This is a genomic window from Pseudomonas sp. WS 5412, from assembly GCF_012985615.1.
GTDB classification, from domain to species: domain Bacteria; phylum Pseudomonadota; class Gammaproteobacteria; order Pseudomonadales; family Pseudomonadaceae; genus Aquipseudomonas; species Aquipseudomonas shahriarae.
Genome location: NZ_JAARMB010000004.1, coordinates 234099 through 253428, shown reverse-complemented (window position 1 = coordinate 253428; position 19330 = coordinate 234099). Strand labels below are relative to the sequence as shown.

The window sequence follows — 19330 nt, the reverse complement described above, 5'->3', positions numbered from 1 at the left end:
CATCGCAGGCAAGCCAGCTCCCACAGTTGATCCGGTTCCTACCAGGGATTTGAGGAGAGTTTGAACATGTTGCAAGTCGACAAGCTGCACCAGTACTACGGCGGCAGCCACATCCTGCGCGGCCTTTCGTTCGACGTGAAAGTCGGTGAGGTCACCTGCCTGCTCGGCCGTAACGGCGTGGGCAAGACCACCCTGCTCAAATGCCTGATGGGCCTGCTGCCCGCCAAGGAAGGTGCGGTGAACTGGGAAGGCAAGGCCATCACCGGCTTCAAGCCGCACCAGCGGGTACACGCCGGCATCGCCTACGTGCCCCAGGGCCGCGAGATTTTCGGCCGGCTGACGGTGGAAGAAAACCTGCTGATGGGCCTGTCGCGTTTTCCCGGCAGCGAAGCCAAGCAAGTCCCGGCGTTTATCTACGAGCTGTTCCCCGTGCTGCTGCAAATGAAGCACCGGCGCGGTGGCGACCTGTCCGGTGGGCAACAGCAACAACTGGCCATCGGGCGCGCCCTGGCCAGCCGTCCGCGCCTGTTGATCCTCGATGAGCCCACCGAAGGTATCCAGCCGTCGGTGATCAAGGAGATCGGCGCGGTGATCAAGAAGCTCGCCGAGCGCGGCGACATGGCGATTTTGCTGGTGGAACAGTTCTACGATTTTGCCGCCGAACTGGCCGATCAATACCTGGTGATGTCCCGGGGTGAGATCGTCCAGCAGGGCCGTGGTGAAAATATGGAGGCCGACGGTGTACGCGGCCTGGTTACCATCTAATCTGTAGCGTCCCGTTGATTAAGCCCTGACCATGACCGTTCCTGCCCCCACCGCCCTGTTCACCCCCAGCTGGCACGCCGCGCTGGAGTTGGGCTATGCACGCTTCGGCGCCAGCACACGCCCGGTGATGCGCCGCCACCTGGGCCCGCTGCGGGTGCAAAAGCACCTGTACGCCGAAGGCCCCGAGGTGTGCCAGCACATCATCGTGCACCCGCCGGGCGGGATTGCCGGAGGGGATCGCCTGGAGATCACCGCCCACCTGGCTGAGGGCGCGTGGGCGCAATTGACCAGCCCCGGCGCTGCCAAGTGGTACCGCGCCAGCGGGCCGGCCTATCAGCAGGTGGCCTTGACGGTCGAGGCCGGCGCCACCCTGGAGTGGCTGCCCCAGGAAACCATCGTGTTCAGTGCGGCCCAGGCCGAACTCAGCACCCGCATCGACCTGCACGGCGACGCCCGGCTGTTGTACTGGGATGTGGTGGCGCTGGGGCGCCCGGCCAGTGGCGAGCGTTTCGAGCGCGGGCACTTCCAGTCGCACCTGGACATCCGCCGCGACGGCCAGTTGCTCTGGCATGAGCGCCAGCGCATCGTCGGCGACGACGGCCTACTCGACTCGCCGATCGGCCTGGATGGCCAGCCGGTGTTTGCCACCTTGCTGGTGACCGGTGAAATCGACAGTGAACTGCTGGAACAGTGTCGCGCCCTGCCCCATGCAGTACGCGGCGACCTGACCCAGTTGCCGGGCTTGCTGGTGGCGCGCTGCCTGGCCAGCGAGACCCTGCTGGCGCGGGCGTGGTTGATTGATTTATGGCGACTGTTGCGCCCGGCACTGCTGGGGCGTGAGGCTGTACCCCCAAGAATTTGGAACACATGAAGGTGGAACCGGGCTTGTGTGGGAGCGGGTTCCCACAATGAATCTTCGGTGTTTTTTAGAATGCTTTTTATGACGGACTGCTGACCATGGACCTGACCCCAAGGGAAAAAGACAAACTGCTGATCTTCACCGCAGGCCTGGTGGCCGAGCGCCGCCTGGCGCGCGGGGTGAAGCTCAATTACCCGGAAACCATCGCCTATATCTCCGCCGCCCTGCTTGAAGGCGCGCGCGACGGGCGCACCGTGGCCGACCTGATGCACTTTGGCACCACCCTGCTCAGTCGCGAGCAAGTGATGGAAGGCATCCCGGAGATGATCCCGGATATCCAGGTTGAAGCCACTTTCCCGGACGGCACCAAACTGGTGACCGTCCACCAACCCATCGCCTGAGGCCCGGCCATGTCCTTGCTGATTCGTGACGCGGTACACGGCGACCTGCCGGCCATCTGCGATATCTACAACGATGCCGTGCTCAACAGCACCGCCATCTGGAACGACCAACCCGTGGACCTGGGCAATCGCCAGGCCTGGTTCAGTGCGCGCCAGGCGCAGTGCTATCCGATTCTGGTGGCGGTGGAAGCCGAGGAGGTGGTCGGCTATGCCTCGTTCGGCGATTGGCGGCCCTTCGACGGTTTTCGCCACACCGTCGAACATTCGGTGTACGTGCGCAACGACCAACGCGGCAAAGGCCTTGGCCCCTTGCTGATGCAGGCACTGATCGAACGCGCCAGGGCCTGTGACAAACACGTGATGGTCGCCGCCATCGAAAGCGGCAACCAGGCCTCGATCCGCCTGCATGAGCGCCTGGGCTTCAGTGTCACCGGGCAGATGGCCCAGGTAGGCACCAAGTTTGGCCGCTGGCTGGACCTGACCTTTATGCAACTGCTGCTCAACCCTGGCGCCCAGCCGCCGGCGGTTCACAAGGAGTAATAGCGATGAACGCTGCCCAACTGCGTCGAGTGAATGCCGAAAGTTTTGCCCATTACCGCCAGGGCTTGATTGAGTTGTTGCTGGACGCCGTGCAGCACGGCGCATCGGTAGGCTTCATGGCCGACCTCGACGCGGCCCAGGCGCGCAGCTACTTCGATGGCGTACAAGCCGGCGTCGAGGACGCCAGCGTGTTGCTGTGGGTGGTGGTGCGTAATGAGCAAGTCCTGGCCAGCGTGCAACTGGCGCTGTGCCAGAAAGCCAATGGCCTCAACCGTGCCGAGGTGCAGAAACTATTGGTGCGCAATGACGCCCGGCGCCACGGCCTCGGCCAGCAATTGATGAGCGCCCTGGAGCTGTGCGCGCGCCAGCACAAGCGCGGCCTGCTGTACCTGGACACCGAAGCTGGCTCCCCCGCCGAAGCCTTCTACCAGGCCCTGCGCTACACCAAAATCGGCGAGCTGCCGGACTACTGCCAAAGCCCGGACGGGCGCTACAGCCCGACCGCCATCTACTACAAGACCCTGGGGCAACCTGCATGATTCCTGGCCAATTCCAGATCCAGCCTGGCGACATCGAATTGAATGTGGGCCGGCGCACATTGAGCCTGAGCGTGGCCAACAGTGGCGACCGGCCGATCCAGGTCGGCTCCCATTACCATTTTTTCGAGACCAACGACGCGCTGACCTTTGACCGCGCCCTCAGCCGTGGCATGCGCCTGAACATCCCGGCGGGCACGGCGGTGCGCTTTGAACCGGGGCAGAGTCGCGAGGTGGAGTTGGTGGAGCTGGCAGGGTTGCGCCGGGTGTTTGGCTTTGCCGGACGGATCATGGGCGACCTCGACTGACTGATCGTTCCCACGCTCCGCGTGGGAACGCCGCCTGGGACGCTCCGCGTCCCGCTCTTAACGTCGTGACGCAGAGCGTCAGCGGATGCATCCCCACGCAGAGCGTGGGAACGATCAACACAAATTTTTCAGGACACCCCAATGAAAATCAGCCGCCAAGCCTACGCCGACATGTTCGGCCCCACCGTCGGCGACAAGGTCCGCCTGGCCGATACCGAGCTGTGGATCGAAGTCGAACAGGACTTCACCACCTACGGCGAAGAAGTGAAGTTCGGCGGCGGCAAGGTCATCCGGGACGGCCAGGGCCAGAGCCAACTGCTGGCCGCCGAGGTGGTCGACACGGTCATCACCAACGCGCTGATCATCGACCACTGGGGCATCGTCAAGGCCGACGTCGGCCTGAAAAATGGCCGCATCGCCGGGATCGGCAAGGCCGGAAACCCGGATATCCAGCCCGGCGTGACCCTGGCCATCGGCGCCAGCACGGAGGTGATTGCCGGCGAAGGCATGATCCTCACCGCCGGCGGCATCGACACCCATGTGCACTTCATTTGCCCGCAGCAGATCGAAGAGGCGCTGACCAGTGGCGTCACCACCATGATCGGCGGCGGCACGGGCCCGGCCACCGGCACCAACGCCACCACCTGCACCTCCGGCCCATGGCACCTGGCGCGCATGCTGCAATCAGCCGAGGCGTTTCCGATGAACTTGGGCTTTACCGGCAAGGGCAACGCCAGCCTGCCCGAGCCTTTGATCGAGCAGGTCAAGGCCGGGGCGATTGGCTTGAAGCTGCATGAAGACTGGGGCACCACCCCGGCCAGCATCGACAACTGCCTGAGCGTGGCCGACGAGTACGACGTGCAGGTGGCAATCCACAGCGACACGCTCAACGAGTCGGGTTTTGTCGAAACCACCCTCGCCGCCCTCAAGGGCCGCACCATCCACACCTATCACACCGAGGGTGCCGGCGGCGGGCATGCGCCGGATATCATCAAGGCCTGCGGCTTCCCCAAGGTGCTGCCCAGCTCCACCAACCCGACCCGGCCGTTCACCCGCAATACCATCGACGAACACCTGGACATGCTGATGGTCTGCCATCACCTCGACCCAAGCATTGCCGAGGACGTGGCCTTCGCCGAAAGCCGCATCCGCCGCGAGACCATCGCCGCCGAAGACATCCTGCATGACCTCGGCGCCTTTTCGATGATCAGCTCCGACAGCCAAGCCATGGGCCGCGTAGGCGAAGTGATCATGCGCACCTGGCAAACCGCCGACAAGATGAAGAAACAGCGCGGGCCGCTGCCCGGCGACGGCGAGGGCAATGACAACTTCCGCGCCAAGCGCTATATCGCCAAGTACACCATCAACCCGGCGATCACCCACGGTATCAGCCATGAAGTGGGCTCCATCGAAGTCGGCAAATGGGCCGACCTGGTGTTGTGGCGCCCGGCGTTCTTCGGCATCAAGCCCACGTTGATCCTCAAGGGCGGGGCAATTGCGTCCAGCCTGATGGGCGATATCAACGGCTCGATCCCCACCCCGCAGCCGGTGCACTACCGCCCGATGTTCGCCAGCTTCGGCAGCTCGCTGCACGCCACCAGCCTGACGTTTATCAGCCAGGCGGCGCTGGCCGAGGGCCTGCCGCAGGCGTTGGGCCTGAAGAAGCAGATCGCCGTGGTCAAGGGGTGCCGCCAGGTGCAGAAGACCGGCCTGATCCACAACGACTACCTGCCAGACATCGACGTAGACCCGCAGACCTACCAGGTCAAGGCCGATGGCGAACTGTTGTGGTGCGAGCCGGCGGACGTGCTGCCGATGGCCCAGCGTTACTTCCTGTTCTGACCGTTCATCGGCAGATACCCGCCGTGCCAGTGAAGCGAAGAGGTGTAAGGCGCTACGATGCGCCACGCTTCTTCACTGTCTTGCACTTGGGAACCTGGCTATGCGCCTATCCGAATTCATCGTGTTACATGCCGACCGGATCGTCGATGAATGGGAACAGTTTGCCGAAACCTTGACCCCGGCCGCCGAAACCCTGAACCGCACGCAACTGCGCGACCACGCGCACTCCATCCTGCTGGCCGCTGCGCGGGACATGAACACCCGCCAGAGCGCCAGCGAACAGGCGGCCAAGGCCAAGGGCGAAGGCCTGGAAAAAACCCCGAGCCTGGACGAAGCCGCCGCCAGCCATGGCGAGCTGCGCCATACCGTTGGCTTTGACCTGGTACAGATGACCTCCGAGTTCCGCCACCTGCGCGCTTGCGTGATCCGCCTGTGGGTCAATCACCTGGAATCGCCAGAGCTGACCTATTTCCAGGACATGATCCGCTTCAACGAAGCCATCGACGAAGCCCTGGCCGAATCCACGGCGGCCTACGCCGAGCAGGTCAATCGCTCGCGGGATATCTTCCTCGCCATCCTCGGCCACGACCTGCGCGCACCGTTGCAGGCGGTGAAGATGTCCACCGAGATGTTGTTGCGCAAAGCCCCGCTGGACAGCAAAGGCCTGAGCCTGGTGGGCAATATCCAGAATGGCGCCCGGCATATGGGAGCGATGGTCAGCGATCTCTTGGAGTTTGTGCGCAGCCGGCTGGGCAGCAGCCTGCCGATCGAGCCCAAACCGATGAACCTGGCCGATGCAGCCAGGGAGGCCATCGCCGAAGCGTGCGCAGGCCGCCCGGATTGCCAGGTTCACTTGCATACCGACGGGGACACCCAAGGGCAGTGGGATCGCGGGCGCATTGATCAACTGCTGCAGAATCTGATCGGCAATGCGTTACAGCACGGGCTCAACGGCCAGGCGCCGACCCTGAGCCTCGACGGCACCGCCGACAGCGTGGAACTGCGCATGCACAACTTTGGCCCGCCGATTCCCCAGGCGGCGCTAGGTACCGTATTCGACCCGCTGGTGCGCAGCGCCACTGAAGAACTGGGCAGCAACTCGACCAGCCTTGGGCTGGGGTTGTTTATCGTCAAGGAAGTGGTGCAGGCCCACCGAGGCACGATTGAAGTGGCGTCCAGCGAGGCGGGGGGCACCACGTTTACCGTGGTACTGCCACGCCGATAGGCCACGCAAATCCTTTGTGTGTCGAGCGATAGCGAGGCTGCGATAGCGGTGGGTCAGCCAACATCAATACTGGCAATGCCGCCGCCATCGCAGCCTCGCTGGGGCTCGACAGCTCCCACAGTAAACTTGCGTTCCTGACACAGATTGAGAGGCGCCGCCAATCCCTGTGGGAGCTGTCGAGCTTTAGCGAGGCTGCGATAGCGGTGGGTCAGCCAACATCCACGCTGGCAATGCCGCCGCCATCGCAGCCTCGCCGGGGCTCGACAGCTCCCACATTGGACTGGTGTTCCTGACATAGACTGAGAGGCGCCGCCAATCCCTGTGGGAGCTGTCGAGCTTTAGCGAGGCTGCGATAGCGGTGGGTCAGCCAACATCCACGCTGGCAATGCCGCCGCCATCGCAGCCTCGCCAGTGCTCGACAGCTCCCACAGTAAACTTGCGTTCCTCACACAGATTGAGAGGCGCCGCCGATCCCTGTGGGAGCTGTCAGCGGCTCCAGGTTTCCCGTGGATCAAAGTTGGCCTTTTTCGCCAATTCCTGCCACAGCGCCTTGACCTCTTCGTCGCTGCTTTTCGGCATCACTGCCTTGAGCTGCACAAACAGATACCCGCGCTGCCCGGCCTTGTTCAGCAAGCCATGGCCCTTGGCCCGCATGCGCTGGCCATTCTGGCTGCCGGCCGGGACTTTGAGGTTGATCTTGCCGGTCAGGGTCGGCACCGCGACTTCTGCACCCAGGGCCAATTCCCACGGTGCCAGCGGCAAATTAATCACCAGGTTTTCGCCTTCCACCTCAAACTTCGGATGCGGCGCAAAGCGGATGATCAGGTACAGGTCGCCATTCGCGCCGCCACCAATCCCCGGGGCGCCCTGGCCCTTGAGGCGGATGCGCTCGCCATCGGCCACGCCGGCCGGGATCTTCACGTTCAGGCTCTTGGTGGTGTTGCTGACGTGCTGGCCCGCCGCATTGTATTGCGGCACCTGGAAGCTGATCGCCTTGGACTCGGTAGACAGCGTCTCTTCCAGGAACACCGGCAGTTCCATCTCCACATCCTGGCCGCGACGGCCGGGGCTGCGCCCTTGAGCGCCGCCGAAGCCGTTGCCACGCGAACCAAAGATCGAGCTGAAGAAGTCCGAAAACTCGCCCGTGTCCTGGCCACCGCCAAACCCGCCACGGCTCTGCCAGCCTGGCGGCCCCTGGAAAGGTTGACCGTGCTGGCCATAGCGGCGCAATTCGTCATATTCGGCGCGCTTGTCGGCACTTTTCAGCGCTTCATAGGCTTCCGAGGCGTCCTTGAACTTCTCTTCCGCGTCCTTTTCCTTGCTGACGTCAGGATGATACTTACGGGCCAGCTTGCGATAAGCGGCCTTGATTTGCTTGTCATCGGCCGTCGGCTCGACACCAAGAATCTTGTAATAGTCTTTGAAATCCATGGGGGCATCACCATCCGTTATCGAGATCGCACAGTCGAGCCCTGCCTGCCGGGGCATTGCGGGGCGATTCGAGGTGCGTCAGAAAAATATCGGCGGCTTGCAGGACAAACTTGATCCTTTCGACAGCCACCAACCGTATGCACAGGAGTTGGGGGCAAGGAGCCGACCTTTCAAGGTAACAAGTCTGCTGTATTTAGCGGATAGTCGGCCTACGCATCTGCACGCGAGTGACATACACTGCGCGGCCGTTTTTTAACCGGAACCTGTTAGACATGAACAACACCTCCCCAGCCCGTGCCTGCGGCATCGACTTCGGCACGTCCAACTCCACTGTCGGCTGGATCCGTCCCGGCATGGAAACGCTTATTGCGCTGGAGGACGACAAGATCACCCTGCCGTCGGTGGTGTTCTTCAACTTCGAAGAACGCCGCCCGGTGTACGGCCGCCTGGCGCTGCACGAGTACCTGGAAGGCTACGAAGGCCGCCTGATGCGCTCGCTCAAAAGCCTGCTGGGCTCCAAGCTGATCAAGCACGACACCAGCGTGCTGGGCACGGCCATGCCGTTCAAGGACCTGTTGGGCCTGTTTATCGGCCAACTCAAGAACCGCGCCGAAGCCACCGCCGGCCGTGAGTTTGAAGAAGTGGTGCTGGGCCGCCCAGTATTTTTCGTCGACGACGACCCGATGGCCGACAAAGAGGCCGAAGACACCCTGGTGGACGTGGCCCGCAAGCTCGGTTTCAAGGAGGTCTCGTTCCAGTACGAGCCGATTGCCGCGGCCTTCGACTACGAGTCCACCATTGAAAAAGAAGAGTTGGTACTGATTGTCGACATCGGCGGCGGTACCTCCGACTTCTCCCTGGTGCGCCTGTCGCCCGAGCGACGCAAGCATGACAACCGCCACGACGACATCCTCGCCACCGGCGGCGTGCATATCGGCGGTACCGACTTCGACAAACAGCTCTCGCTGGCCGGCATGATGCCGCTGTTCGGCTATGGCAGCCGCATGAAAAGCGGCGCCTACATGCCCACCAGCCACCATATGAACCTGGCCACCTGGCACACCATCAACTCGGTGTACTCGCAAAAATCCCAGCTGGCCCTGGGCAGCATGCGCTACGACATCGAAGACACCGGCGGCATCGACCGTCTGTTCAAGCTGATCGAACAGCGCGCCGGCCACTGGCTGGCCATGGAAGTCGAAGAGACCAAGATCCACCTCACCCACGACGACAGCCGCCATGTGCCGCTGGACCGGGTAGAACCGGGCCTGAGCGTGGAACTGAGCCGCGCCCTGTTCGAGTCCTCCATCGACAACCTGCTGGAACGGGTGCGCAACAGCGTGACCCAACTGCTCGACGACGCCTCGGTGGATGTGGCCCAGGTCGACACGGTGTTCTTCACCGGCGGCTCCAGCGGCATCCCGGCCCTGCGCCAGAGCATCTCGGCGATGTTGCCCAATGCCCGGCACGTGGAAGGCAACATCTTCGGCAGTATCGGCAGCGGGTTGGCGATTGAGGCCAGTAAGCGTTACGGCTACTGAGTGAGGAAATCGCCTCGTGATGGCACGGGGCGATTCATCACAACTTACCTGTGGCCAACTGATCGACCCATGCCTTGAAGGTATCGGCATAGTCATAAAAACCGACAACCGTACGGACTAATTTTCCGTCCCGGAAAAACAGCGTGGTTGGCGCGGACTGCACGTCATAAGCAGGCGTCTTCTCGATCGGACCATTGACCTCCAGCGTCTTGTCGAGGAACTCAATAGCCGTGCCCTGATCCCGGGCTGCAGCCTCCAGTGTCACGACCATTCTGTTTGAAGAGGGCTTGCTGGCATTACTGAACAGCACAATCACTGGGGTCGTGGCCTTGAGCACACGACTTTCAAAGCTGCTGGCATCTACCGTAGGCAAAGACATGATTTAGCTCCTGTCGAAACGAAAAATGATATTCCGCACTCAGGAGCAGACCAGCAAACCCGTGGTGGGTCTACTGTCAGAAATAACAGGTGTGAGCCAAAGGCAGCCTCCTACCGCGGCTCTCTAAACCATCCCGCCCAGCTTCAATTCACTCTTCAAATACGCATAGTAGATCGGCCCCGCCACCACTCCCGGCAGGCCAAAGGCTGCCTCGAACACCAGCATCGCCAACAGCAACTCCCACGACTTGGCGCTGATCTGCCCGCCGACGATGCGCGCATTGAGGAAGTACTCGACCTTGTGGATCACGATCAGGTAGCCCAGCGCCGCCACCGCCACCCAGATCGACACCGACAACGCGACGATGGTGATCAGGGTGTTGGACATCAGGTTGCCGATCACCGGCAGCAGGCCCAGCAGGAAGGTGAGGACGATCAGGGTCTTGGTCAGCGGCAGGTGGATCCCCGCCAGCGGCAGCACCACCGCGAGGAATATCCCGGTGAAGATGGTGTTGAGGGCGGCGATTTTGATTTGCGCGAAGACAATGTTGCGAAAGGCCTGGACCAGCAGGTGCAGGCGGTCGAACAGCACGGCGGCCAGGGGTTTGCGTTTGGTCAGGTCGGGCACCCGTTGCAGGGCGATGATCGCCCCCAGGACCATACCGATCAGCAAAGTCACGAACATATGGGCGGCGTCTTTGCCCACCAGTTGCAGTTCGCTCAGGTGCTTGCTCAGCCATTCGCCGATGGCCACGCGAAACTCGGCGGCGCTGGCTGGCAGGTAGGCGTCGAGGAACGGCGGCAACTGGCCGCGCGCGCGGTCGACCACGCCCATGAATTTATCGAGGGAGGCCCCGGGGTTTTCCGCTTCGTGCAGCAGGAAACTGATGGCACCAGCGAAAATCAGGGTCAGCGCGCTGACAATCACAGTGCCAAGCAACGCCACCGCCAGCCAGCGCGCACGCCGGCCTTCGATCAGGCGTTGCAGCTGCGGGGTGAGCATATTGACCAGTTCGAAAACCAGCAGGCCGGCCAACAGGCTGGGCAGCAGTTTTAACGGTAGGACCAGCAACAAGCCGCCGAAAATGATGATGTAGCTGGCCAGCAACAACACATGACGCTGAGAAAACGTTGGCATACAGCCTCTAAACGAACGGCGTTAAAGGATGGGCAGTCTGCCAGCCTTGGGACAATCAAGCGAGAAGTCTGATGGCTGTAAACGCCATCGACTGTGGGAGCGGGCTTGCCCGCGATGGCGCTGGCTCAGTCGATATCTCGCCGGCTGACACACCGCAATCGCGGGCAAGCCCGCTCCCACAGGGGTATTTAAGCGGGTCAGCCTTTGAGGCAGGTGCTCATAAAGGTTTTACGCGCATCGCCGGTCAGCGCCTTGGTTTTTGCCGACGCGTTGCAGTCCTTCATTTTTTGCTGCTGCTGGGTCAGGGTCTTGGCGTCGTTGGCGGCCGGGGCCGAGAGGCAGGTTTTCATGAAGGCCTTGCGCTCGTCGCCCTTCAAGGTCTTGGTCGAGGCTTCGGCATTGCAGGTGGTCATTTTGTTTTGCTGGGCAGTGGCCGCAAACCCTTGGGAACAGAGCAGCAGACCGATCATCAACAACGGAATACGCAACATCTTCATGGAGTTTTCTCCCTGTTACCACGCCGAGGGGCGCGGCCTCCCCTGCAGTGTAGACAAAGCCTGTTACACCTTCACCTGCTACGTAAGTTCGTTCGTCGATACTGCTCCGGCGTACAACCGGCCTGGCGCTGGAACATCGCAATAAACGCCGAGGCGGTGCTGTAGCCCAGGTCAAACGCCACCTCCTGCACGCTGCGCGTGCTTTCCAGGGCCTCGATGGCCGCCAGAAAGCGCAGGCGCTGACGCCACTCGCCAAAGCTCATGCCCAGTTCGCGCACAAACTGCCGGGCCAGGGTGCGCTCGCTGACATGCACCTGCTGCGCCCACAGCGCCAGCGCGCGATTGTCCCCAGGATCGGCCTGCATGCCTTCAAGCACGCTGAGCAGGCCGGGGCTGCTGGCATACGGCAGGAAACAGTCATGCACCGGCGCCTGCTGGAGTTGGTCCACCAGCACCTGGGCCAGGCGCACGTCGGCCTCGTTGGCCGGGATGTTCACGTCGCGCTCGGCGAAATCACTGAGGATCGCCTTGAGGATGTTGCTGATGGTCAGGGTGCAGGGCTGCTTGGGCAACAGCTCGCACAACGACGGCGACAGGTACACCGAGCGGTAGACAATCGCCTGGGCATTGTAGGAACTGTGCTGGGTGTTGGGCGGGATCCACACCGCGTATTGCGGCGGCGACATAAACCGGTTGCCGCCCACTTCAAAGCGCATCACGCCACGGGCCGAGTAGTCCAGGGAGCCCCAGGCATGCTGATGGCGGGAGGCGCGGCTGTCGGCGGCAAATTCCGAGTAGCGGAAGTACACCGGGGCCGGTAGCACGTCGAAATCGGGCAGGTTGATGTAGGTCTTGGACATATTGTCTGGATACAAAGGCGGCTTGTCTGGATCGAAGTATAGGCTTCGATCCAGACAAAGGATAATCAACCCTCACTAACGTTCCTGGTTCCTTGCAATGCAATACGCTTATCCGCTGCTGGCCATCTTTATCTGGGCTGGCAATACCGTGGTCAACAAACTCGCCGTGGGCTCGATTTTCCCGGCCGAGATCGGTTTTTATCGCTGGCTGCTGGCGGCCATCCTGTTCACCCCGTTCATGCTCAAGCCGGTCATTGCCAACTGGGCATCGATCCGCCCCAACCTGGGCAAGATCGCTGTGCTCGGCGTGCTCGGCATGGCGGTTTACCAGAGCCTGGCGTACTACGCCGCGAGCCTGACCAGCGCCACCAATATGGGGATCATCCTCTCGCTGATGCCATTGATGGCCCTGACTGCGGCGATTATCAGCCTCGGCCAGCGCCTGACCTTCGGCGCCCTGACCGGGGCGGTACTGTCGTTTGCCGGGGTGGCGGTGGTGGTGTCAGCCGGCAGCCTCGGCGCGCTGCTGCAACACGGGGTGAACCTGGGTGACGCGATGATGTTGGTGGCCACCCTGGCCTATGCGATCTACAGCACCCTGTTGAAAAAATGGCAGCTGCGCCTGCCGCCCCTGGTGCTCCTGTATTTGCAGGTGCTGGTGGCTGTGGTGGTGCTGTTTCCACTGTTCCTGGCCTCGGACAAGGTCGGCCTCGGCCCGTCGAATATTGGCCTGGTGGTGTACGCCTGCCTGCTGGCCTCGATGATCGCGCCGCTGGCGTGGATGCATTCGGTCAAGCAGTTGGGGCCGAGCCGGACCACGCTGTTTTTTAACCTGCTGCCGTTGATCACCGCGCTGATTGCCGCAGTGGTGCTCAAGGAACAGCTGGCGCTGTATCACCTGGTCGGCGGCGTACTGACGCTGGGCGGGGTGATTTTGTCGGAGCGCTGGACGACGCCCGTAAGACGTTAAAGCCCGGCCGCCTTCAACCGCTGTGCATGCTCGACAAACAGGCGGATCGGCTCGGCACCTTTGCCCACCAGGCCCAGCGACTGGTTGACGATATCGAAATGGTCCAGCGGATAGTCGTCACCGATCACCGTGCCCAAGTGTGAGCTGTAGCGCCCGACCATGCCGTCGCACTGGCCTTTCTCCTTGACGAAGGTCCGCGCAAACAGCCGGCAACTGCGGTTGGTGCCGTCCAGCAGGTTGCGCCCGCGATCGGTCTTGCCCGGCTGCAGGGTGCCGGACCAGGAGTAATAGCGCACACCGCCCACTTCCTCGGCGCCCTGCCCGCCCCAGGTGTCTGGCAGGCCCTGAGGGTACTGGCGATTGAACAGCGCCACTCCCGCGCTGGTCAGCGACTGATGGGAGGCGTGGATATCCGCCGCAAAACGCGGGCCGCGATAGCCGGTTTCCAGAAGCCCCATCACCACGCCCACCAGGCGCAACAGCGCACTCATGATCCGGCCCTTGGCGCTGTCGGCCGGGTAGTGGGTGTGCAGGTAGTCTGCCAACTCCGAGCCGTGATTAGGTCCCGCCACCGACGTCACCGAAGCCACCCATTCCGGGCGTTTGGCCGCTGCGTAACGGGCGGTGAGCGAGCCCTGGCTATGGCCGATCAGGTTGACCTTGTCGGCGCCGGTCTGGCGGCGTATCTGCTCGATCTGCACCAGTAACTGCTCGCCACGCACCTCGCTGGAGTTGAGCGGCGCCACTTGCACCGCAAACACCTGCGCCCCGCCGGCACGCAAGGCCGGAACGATGCCGTACCAGTACGGGTACAGCACCAGCCGTACAAACCCGAGCATGCCCGGCACCAAAACCAGGGGATAACGTGTAGCCAATGTCTGCGTCATAGGGGCAAACGTCCTTGAAAGAGGCGATTAGGCTGATCCTAGACCAGCCCTGCCGCCACCGATATGACACCCGGCAACATCCGATAAAACTTTTTGCGCCGCGCAGCACTCACAACTTGGAGCGATCACGCCCCGAGAGTGTGGCGCAAAACCGGATTAGCCTCAGGAGATTGAAATGACTGACATGCATTTGTCTGACGTAAGCACCCTTCGCGAACGGGCACGCAAGAATGTGGAAAACGGCGCGGTGACCGAAGGCTACAGCGCCGACCGCGAAGAGATCCTGCGTCTGCTCAATGAGTCGCTGGCCACCGAACTGGTCTGCGTGCTGCGCTACAAGCGCCACTACTTCATGGCCAGCGGCCTGAAAGCCAGCGTCGCCGCCGATGAGTTCCTGGAGCACGCCAACCAGGAACTGGAACATGCCGACAAACTGGCCGAGCGCATCGTGCAACTGGGCGGCGAACCCGAGTTCAACCCGGACCTGCTGTCCAAGAACTCCCACGCGCAGTACGTAGCCGGCAAGACCTTGAAGGAAATGGTCTACGAAGACCTGGTGGCCGAGCGCATCGCGGTGGACAGCTATCGCGAGATCATCCAGTACATCGGCGAAAAAGACCCGACCACCCGCCGCATCTTTGAAGACATCCTGGCCCAGGAAGAAGAGCACGCTGACGATATGGCGGACATTCTCAAAGACCTGTAAGGCTCTGCCAGCACAGCTAACGACGGTGGGAGCGGGCTTGCTCGCGAGAGCGGTGTATCAGTCAGCATTTTAGCGACTGACCCACCGCTATCGCGGGCAAGCCCGCTCCCACATTGAGCTATCGGTTTCTTCAGTTAGCCTTTCACCGTTTTCGGTGCTTTGCCTTCCCGCATCTGCTGCAACAGCGGCACGCACTGGTTCGGCTCATCCCCACTCGGCGCCACCAGCGCCAGCAAGCCCGCCGCAGGGGCGACGATCACACCCAGCGCCACCATGCCTGCGCCACGCAACAACAGTGGCACCGTCTTGACCCCGGCATTGGGCTTGATAAACGGCCCGTTGACGTACAACGGCGAGCGCAGCGAGAACAGGCGAAAGCCCTTGGACTCTGGGCTGATCGTCAGGTCCAGCTGTTCGCTGGCCATGTTCGCGGTGCCGTCGATGTAGATGATCGCGTTCTCGGTATCGAACACAAACAGGCGGGTGGTGGCCAGGCCGGTCTTGATGCCGAAATCCGCCGCCGCGCAGTTGATCTTCACTTCCTTGTCGCCAAACAGTTTGCCGATCACATAGTTGCCCACGTTCAGCCCGGCGATTTCCATCAAGCCACGGCTGATGGCCCCGTCGTTGATGAGCATTTTCAGATCGCCATTGGCACTGCCCAGCAACGCTGCCACCGAGTTGCCGCGCCCGGCGATATCGGCATCGCCATTGAGCTCGCCAAAGCTGGTCTTCATCGGTTCAAAGGTGGGGAACAGTTGCTTGAGCTTGAAGTTGCGCGCCGTCAGTTTCGCCCGGCCTTCCAGCGGGGTGATGCGGCCATTGAGGCGAATCTGCGCATCCAGCTTGCCGCCCGCCACGCCAAAGCGCAGGGGTTCGAGGCTCAGTTGGCCGTCGTTGAGCACCAGGTGCGTGTAGAGGTCGGTAAAGGGCAATTCGGCACTGTGGACGATGCGTTTGCCGGTGAACTCGACATCCGCGTCCATATCGTGCCAGCGCTCGGTGCGAAACTCCTCCACCGGCAACACCTTGGTCGCCGGTTGCTTGCTTTCACCGCCACGGGCTTTTTGCTTGGCATTGGAGTCGGCACCGATCAGCGGCGCGAGGTCGGCCAGCAGCAGTTGATTGGACACCAGCGCGCCGCTGAGCTTGGGCCGTGGCTGGCTGGCGACATAGGCCAGGTCGCCGTGGATGTCGCTGTTGCCGATCTTGCCGTTGAAGTTTTCATAGCGGAACGACGCACCGCCGGCCTCCTGCAACTTGGCGATCAGGCGCCCATCGGTGGAATAGGCCGGCGAGTCCGGCAGGGTCACGCCGGTCAGTGGGTAAAGGTTGCCCAGGCTGGTGCCGGACAGTTTCAGGCGCAGGTCCAGGGCGCCGAGGTTCAGTGGGTCGGTCAGGGTGCCAGCTAGGGCAATGCTGGTATCACCGATTTTCGCCTGGGCTTGCAGGGGGAATGGCTTGGCAGCGTCCTGCAGGGCCAGCAGCCCGCCGATCTTGCCGCTGCCCGCGAGTTTCTGGCCGTGGTACTGGCCGCTGACCTTGAGGCCAAAGGCATAGTCCTGGGGTGTCGCGCCCTGCTCCAGGGCCTTTTTGGCATCGCGCTCGCCGACGATTTCGCTGAATGCGATGGGTTTGCCCAGGAGGTCGATCAGCACATCGAGACGGGTCTTGAGGGTCTGATCGTCGAGGGTCACGTGGCCCTTGTCGAAGCCGATGGCGCCGATATCCACCACCCAGTTGGACGGTTCGGCATTCGGATCCTTGGGATCAAAGGTGAAGGTCCAGTTGGCGCGGCCATCGGCCAGGCGCTGCAACTCGGCGCTCGGTTCGGTCAGGTCGATGCGCGGGATCACCACGCGCTGGGCCAGCAAGGCCAAGGGCGAGATGCGCAGTTCAACGCGCTTGAGGGTGACCATCTGCGGTTTTTTCGACCACTCGGGGTTGCCCAGGCTCAGGTCTTCGGCCACCACATGGGGCCACGGCACCCAGGCGCGCCAACCGCCCTCGTCCGGCTCGCGCTGCCAGACCACCGCCAGGTTGCCATTGATGGCAAAGGCGCGATGCAGCTCTTCGGAGACTTTGGCATTGAGTTGCGGTTTGATCCGGTTCCAATCGAAGAACACCAGGATCAGTACCACTGCGGCGATCAGCAGGACGAAGCAAGCACTGCTCCAGGCGAGAATTTTACGAGTGCGCGTCATTGCACAGGGCTCCTGATTACGACTGCGCGTGCCACGGGCAACGCGCGCAAGGGCTAAAGCTTATATGGCTACGACTGGCAAATGGCCTGGGGGTTTAACCGCAGAGGGCGTTTAGCAGTGAAAAGCGTTTTTTCTGACTAATCCGACAGCTTATTTCATCAATGACGCACCGTTGTTACCCACGCCCGTGTCGAAAATACCCACCTCGGTGCAAAAGCGCGTGCTTGAGAGCCGCGATTTAGAGCCTCGGCGCAGAACAATCAATTCTGTTGATTATTACCATTGCGTTTATGAACTTTTATATCGAGATATCGAGAGTAGCATTGGCTCCGTACCCACTTTATCGCCCTCCCAAGGAGCCACTCTCATGAAACGCCAATTACTGCTCAGTGTTGCACTCTCCGTCCTGGCCACCAGCGCTTTTGCCCTGCCAGCCACAGAACAAGCCATCCCACAAGCCAAGGCTGACGCCGCGCACATCAGCCAGACCGTTGCCGAAGGTGGCCGCGATCGCCTGGAACAGAAAGGTCTGGTTGAAGGCGGTTCCGACCGTCTGCAAGAGCGCAACGCCGTCGCCGAAGGCGGTCGCGATCGCCTGGAACAGAAAGGCCTGGTTGAAGGCGGTTCTGAGCGCCTGCAGAAACGTGAATTCGTAGCCGAAGGCGGCCGTGATCGCCTGGAACAGAAAGGTCTGGTTGAAGGTGGCTCGGACCGCCTGCAACAGCGCGAATTCGTTGCCGAGGGCGGCTCCGACCGTCTGGATGACATGCATAAAGCTACGAGCTAAGCCTGTGCCGGCCCTGAAAAAAGCCCGATCCCCAGTGATCGGGCTTTGACTTTGTGGGACCTGCCCCCCTTTTGCCCTGTTTCAAGTTCGACGCCGGTAAAGTTGTTTTGCTAGAGTGCGTCGCTGTCCTTGTCTACAAAGCCCAGCTGCCAATGCTCCCCCGCGCCGAACAGAAGCAACAGACCCGCCTTGCCTTGATGGACGCAGCCCGCCATCTGATGGAGGGTGGCCGTGGGTTTGGTAGCCTGAGCCTGCGTGAAGTGGCAAAGAGCGCCGGCATCGTGCCCACCGGTTTTTACCGTCACTTTGCCGATATGGACCAACTGGGCCTGGTGCTCGTCAGTGAGGTCGGCCAGACCTTCCGCGCCACCATCCGCCTGGTACGCCACAACGAATTCGTCATGGGCGGCATCATTGATGCCTCGGTGCGGATCTTTCTCGATGTGGTAGCGGCCAACCGTTCGCAATTCCTGTTCCTGGCCCGCGAGCAATACGGCGGTTGCCTGGCCGTGCGCCAAGCCATCGGCGCGCTGCGCGAGGACATCACCTCGGACCTGGCAGCCGACCTGACGCTGATGCCCAAGCTCCAGCACCTGGATGCCGACGGCTTGCATGTGATGGCCGACCTGATCGTCAAGAGCGTGTTCGCCACCCTGCCCGACATCATCGACCCGCCCGCCGCCGCCCTGCCGCCGCATCTCACGCCCCAGGCCAAGATCACCCAGCAACTGCGCTTCATCTTTATCGGCCTCAAGCACTGGCAAGGCCTGGGCAGCACCGAGTAGCGCGGTCAACGCACCGTGTGAAAACGCTTGGCGGTGGTGTAGTTCTTCTTCCAGTAGTTGTTGGCCAGGGAGTCGATGCGGATGCTCTTGCCCTTGCGCGGCGAATGAATGAACTTGCCCTCACCCACATAAAGGCCGACATGGCCGACCTGGCTGCTGCCATTGGCCTTGAAAAACACCGCATCGCCGGGCTGCAGCGCATCACGCTTGATCGTCGCCGCCGTTGACCGGTGCATCGCCGCCGTGGTGCGCGGGATGACAATATTGGCCTCGGTCTTGAACAGATAGACCAGCAACCCGCTGCAATCGAACCCCTGCTCCTGGGAGCTGCCGCCCCACGTGTACGCGGTGCCCAGCAACTCATGGGCGCGGTCGACCACACTCTCGATGGTGGGTTGCGGCACGGCCTGCAACGATGAACTGAAAGGGGCCAGGGAGGTGGTGCGCTTATTGAAGTTGGCCGAAGCCGATGAGGTGATGCCAAACAGACCGACCATGACTACACATAAAAATGACTTAAACATGAGGAACGTCGCAATGGATTAAACACGGGGGCGAAATCCTAGTGAAACGACGCGTAGAAATATGAGCGAGGAATCCCCTATGCGCGTAGGAGCAATCCCAAATCAACCCTGGGACAAGTAGCTGAAGGAAACGCCCTGCAAAACAC

General features: G+C 61.9%; 21 protein-coding genes. 13 read left to right on the top strand and 8 right to left on the bottom strand.

Annotated elements, in window-relative coordinates:
* Positions 1–66: 66 nt before the first annotated feature.
* The 8 genes from urtE (at position 67) to HBR94_RS08140 (ending at position 6476) form a co-directional block, all read left to right on the top strand.
* Entirely contained in the window at positions 67–765 is a 699-nt protein-coding gene (gene urtE, locus HBR94_RS08175; RefSeq protein WP_170044485.1) for an urea ABC transporter ATP-binding subunit UrtE, read from the top strand.
* A 31-nt stretch (positions 766–796) separates the two neighbouring features.
* Positions 797–1636 carry an urease accessory protein UreD gene (locus tag HBR94_RS08170; protein WP_057444483.1) on the top strand — a complete coding sequence of 280 codons (840 nt, stop codon included), beginning with the start codon at positions 797–799 and terminating at the stop codon, positions 1634–1636.
* An 86-nt stretch (positions 1637–1722) separates the two neighbouring features.
* Entirely contained in the window at positions 1723–2025 is a 303-nt protein-coding gene (locus HBR94_RS08165; RefSeq protein WP_032862374.1) for an urease subunit gamma, read from the top strand.
* Positions 2026–2034: 9 nt separating this feature from the next.
* Complete coding sequence (locus HBR94_RS08160; RefSeq protein ID WP_115127280.1) at positions 2035–2565, top strand: GNAT family N-acetyltransferase; 531 nt, start codon at positions 2035–2037, stop codon at positions 2563–2565.
* 5 nt (positions 2566–2570) lie between these two features.
* Positions 2571–3104: a GNAT family N-acetyltransferase gene (locus HBR94_RS08155; protein WP_057437504.1), complete on the top strand. Its 534-nt coding sequence runs from the start codon at positions 2571–2573 to the stop codon at positions 3102–3104.
* Positions 3101–3409, top strand: coding sequence for an urease subunit beta (locus HBR94_RS08150; protein WP_057958190.1), 309 nt, complete (start codon positions 3101–3103; stop codon positions 3407–3409). Before HBR94_RS08155 ends, HBR94_RS08150 begins: the two co-directional genes overlap by 4 nt.
* 141 nt (positions 3410–3550) lie before the next feature.
* Positions 3551–5251, top strand: a complete 1701-nt coding sequence (gene ureC / locus HBR94_RS08145; protein ID WP_170044484.1) for an urease subunit alpha — start codon at positions 3551–3553, stop codon at positions 5249–5251.
* A 100-nt stretch (positions 5252–5351) separates the two neighbouring features.
* On the top strand, positions 5352–6476 hold the full coding sequence (locus HBR94_RS08140) for a HAMP domain-containing sensor histidine kinase (protein WP_169959875.1): 1125 nt from the start codon (positions 5352–5354) through the stop codon (positions 6474–6476).
* 486 nt (positions 6477–6962) lie between these two features.
* Here the strand turns inward: HBR94_RS08140 and HBR94_RS08135 are convergent, their stop codons facing one another.
* Positions 6963–7907 (bottom strand): DnaJ C-terminal domain-containing protein, encoded by a 945-nt coding sequence (locus tag HBR94_RS08135; RefSeq protein ID WP_057437496.1) that lies wholly within the window; start codon positions 7905–7907, stop codon positions 6963–6965.
* Positions 7908–8179: 272 nt separating this feature from the next.
* Here HBR94_RS08135 and HBR94_RS08130 point away from each other — a divergent pair, with 272 nt between their 5' ends.
* A complete protein-coding gene (locus HBR94_RS08130) occupies positions 8180–9448 on the top strand; it encodes an Hsp70 family protein (RefSeq protein WP_128593130.1) in 1269 nt (422 codons plus the stop codon).
* Between the two features lie 37 nt (positions 9449–9485).
* Here the strand turns inward: HBR94_RS08130 and HBR94_RS08125 are convergent, their stop codons facing one another.
* The 4 genes from HBR94_RS08125 to HBR94_RS08110 form a co-directional block, all read right to left on the bottom strand.
* The gene (locus tag HBR94_RS08125; protein WP_057437492.1) at positions 9486–9827 is read right to left on the bottom strand and encodes a thioredoxin family protein; all 342 of its coding nucleotides are present in this window, start codon (positions 9825–9827) and stop codon (positions 9486–9488) included.
* Positions 9828–9950: 123 nt separating this feature from the next.
* On the bottom strand, positions 9951–10964 hold the full coding sequence (locus HBR94_RS08120) for an AI-2E family transporter (protein WP_057958180.1): 1014 nt from the start codon (positions 10962–10964) through the stop codon (positions 9951–9953).
* Between the two features lie 197 nt (positions 10965–11161).
* On the bottom strand, positions 11162–11461 hold the full coding sequence (locus HBR94_RS08115; protein ID WP_170044483.1) for a PsiF family protein: 300 nt from the start codon (positions 11459–11461) through the stop codon (positions 11162–11164).
* Positions 11462–11532: 71 nt separating this feature from the next.
* Positions 11533–12321: a helix-turn-helix transcriptional regulator gene (locus tag HBR94_RS08110; protein ID WP_120734393.1), complete on the bottom strand. Its 789-nt coding sequence runs from the start codon at positions 12319–12321 to the stop codon at positions 11533–11535.
* A 97-nt stretch (positions 12322–12418) separates the two neighbouring features.
* On the opposite strand from HBR94_RS08110, the gene HBR94_RS08105 reads away from it, so the two are divergent.
* Entirely contained in the window at positions 12419–13291 is an 873-nt protein-coding gene (locus HBR94_RS08105) for a DMT family transporter (protein WP_115127276.1), read from the top strand.
* Here the strand turns inward: HBR94_RS08105 and HBR94_RS08100 are convergent.
* A complete protein-coding gene (locus tag HBR94_RS08100) occupies positions 13288–14178 on the bottom strand; it encodes a triacylglycerol lipase (protein ID WP_170044482.1) in 891 nt (296 codons plus the stop codon). The two genes, HBR94_RS08105 and HBR94_RS08100, sit on opposite strands and share 4 nt — an antisense overlap.
* Before the next feature lie 175 nt (positions 14179–14353).
* Between HBR94_RS08100 and HBR94_RS08095 the strand changes: the two genes are divergently transcribed.
* Positions 14354–14884, top strand: coding sequence for a ferritin-like domain-containing protein (locus tag HBR94_RS08095; RefSeq protein ID WP_029297770.1), 531 nt, complete (start codon positions 14354–14356; stop codon positions 14882–14884).
* Positions 14885–15018: 134 nt separating this feature from the next.
* Here the strand turns inward: HBR94_RS08095 and HBR94_RS08090 are convergent, their stop codons facing one another.
* Positions 15019–17088, bottom strand: a complete 2070-nt coding sequence (locus tag HBR94_RS08090; RefSeq protein WP_170044481.1) for an AsmA family protein — start codon at positions 17086–17088, stop codon at positions 15019–15021.
* Positions 17089–17455: 367 nt separating this feature from the next.
* Between HBR94_RS08090 and HBR94_RS08085 the strand changes: the two genes are divergently transcribed.
* Positions 17456–17875 carry a hypothetical protein gene (locus tag HBR94_RS08085; protein WP_169959877.1) on the top strand — a complete coding sequence of 140 codons (420 nt, stop codon included), beginning with the start codon at positions 17456–17458 and terminating at the stop codon, positions 17873–17875.
* Between the two features lie 152 nt (positions 17876–18027).
* Positions 18028–18660: a TetR family transcriptional regulator gene (locus tag HBR94_RS08080; RefSeq protein WP_057958175.1), complete on the top strand. Its 633-nt coding sequence runs from the start codon at positions 18028–18030 to the stop codon at positions 18658–18660.
* Between the two features lie 5 nt (positions 18661–18665).
* On the opposite strand, the gene HBR94_RS08075 is transcribed toward HBR94_RS08080, so the two are convergent.
* Positions 18666–19184 carry a C40 family peptidase gene (locus tag HBR94_RS08075; protein WP_057437473.1) on the bottom strand — a complete coding sequence of 173 codons (519 nt, stop codon included), beginning with the start codon at positions 19182–19184 and terminating at the stop codon, positions 18666–18668.
* Positions 19185–19330: the final 146 nt, after the last annotated feature.

Bases quoted from the DNA above. Each gene is read 5' to 3' on its own strand.
- HBR94_RS08080 (WP_057958175.1), top strand. From the start codon at position 18,028: ATGCTCCCCCGCGCCGAACAGAAGCAACAGACCCGCCTTGCCTTGATG.
- HBR94_RS08085 (WP_169959877.1), top strand. From the start codon at position 17,456: ATGAAACGCCAATTACTGCTCAGTGTTGCACTCTCCGTCCTGGCCACC.
- HBR94_RS08090 (WP_170044481.1), bottom strand. From the start codon at position 17,088: ATGACGCGCACTCGTAAAATTCTCGCCTGGAGCAGTGCTTGCTTCGTC.
- HBR94_RS08120 (WP_057958180.1), bottom strand. From the start codon at position 10,964: ATGCCAACGTTTTCTCAGCGTCATGTGTTGTTGCTGGCCAGCTACATC.
- HBR94_RS08150 (WP_057958190.1), top strand. From the start codon at position 3,101: ATGATTCCTGGCCAATTCCAGATCCAGCCTGGCGACATCGAATTGAAT.
- HBR94_RS08105 (WP_115127276.1), top strand. From the start codon at position 12,419: ATGCAATACGCTTATCCGCTGCTGGCCATCTTTATCTGGGCTGGCAAT.
- HBR94_RS08155 (WP_057437504.1), top strand. From the start codon at position 2,571: ATGAACGCTGCCCAACTGCGTCGAGTGAATGCCGAAAGTTTTGCCCAT.
- HBR94_RS08160 (WP_115127280.1), top strand. From the start codon at position 2,035: ATGTCCTTGCTGATTCGTGACGCGGTACACGGCGACCTGCCGGCCATC.
- HBR94_RS08075 (WP_057437473.1), bottom strand. From the start codon at position 19,184: ATGTTTAAGTCATTTTTATGTGTAGTCATGGTCGGTCTGTTTGGCATC.
- urtE (WP_170044485.1), top strand. From the start codon at position 67: ATGTTGCAAGTCGACAAGCTGCACCAGTACTACGGCGGCAGCCACATC.
- HBR94_RS08170 (WP_057444483.1), top strand. From the start codon at position 797: ATGACCGTTCCTGCCCCCACCGCCCTGTTCACCCCCAGCTGGCACGCC.
- HBR94_RS08165 (WP_032862374.1), top strand. From the start codon at position 1,723: ATGGACCTGACCCCAAGGGAAAAAGACAAACTGCTGATCTTCACCGCA.
- HBR94_RS08135 (WP_057437496.1), bottom strand. From the start codon at position 7,907: ATGGATTTCAAAGACTATTACAAGATTCTTGGTGTCGAGCCGACGGCC.
- HBR94_RS08115 (WP_170044483.1), bottom strand. From the start codon at position 11,461: ATGAAGATGTTGCGTATTCCGTTGTTGATGATCGGTCTGCTGCTCTGT.
- HBR94_RS08125 (WP_057437492.1), bottom strand. From the start codon at position 9,827: ATGTCTTTGCCTACGGTAGATGCCAGCAGCTTTGAAAGTCGTGTGCTC.
- ureC (WP_170044484.1), top strand. From the start codon at position 3,551: ATGAAAATCAGCCGCCAAGCCTACGCCGACATGTTCGGCCCCACCGTC.
- HBR94_RS08095 (WP_029297770.1), top strand. From the start codon at position 14,354: ATGACTGACATGCATTTGTCTGACGTAAGCACCCTTCGCGAACGGGCA.
- HBR94_RS08100 (WP_170044482.1), bottom strand. From the start codon at position 14,178: ATGACGCAGACATTGGCTACACGTTATCCCCTGGTTTTGGTGCCGGGC.
- HBR94_RS08110 (WP_120734393.1), bottom strand. From the start codon at position 12,321: ATGTCCAAGACCTACATCAACCTGCCCGATTTCGACGTGCTACCGGCC.
- HBR94_RS08140 (WP_169959875.1), top strand. From the start codon at position 5,352: ATGCGCCTATCCGAATTCATCGTGTTACATGCCGACCGGATCGTCGAT.
- HBR94_RS08130 (WP_128593130.1), top strand. From the start codon at position 8,180: ATGAACAACACCTCCCCAGCCCGTGCCTGCGGCATCGACTTCGGCACG.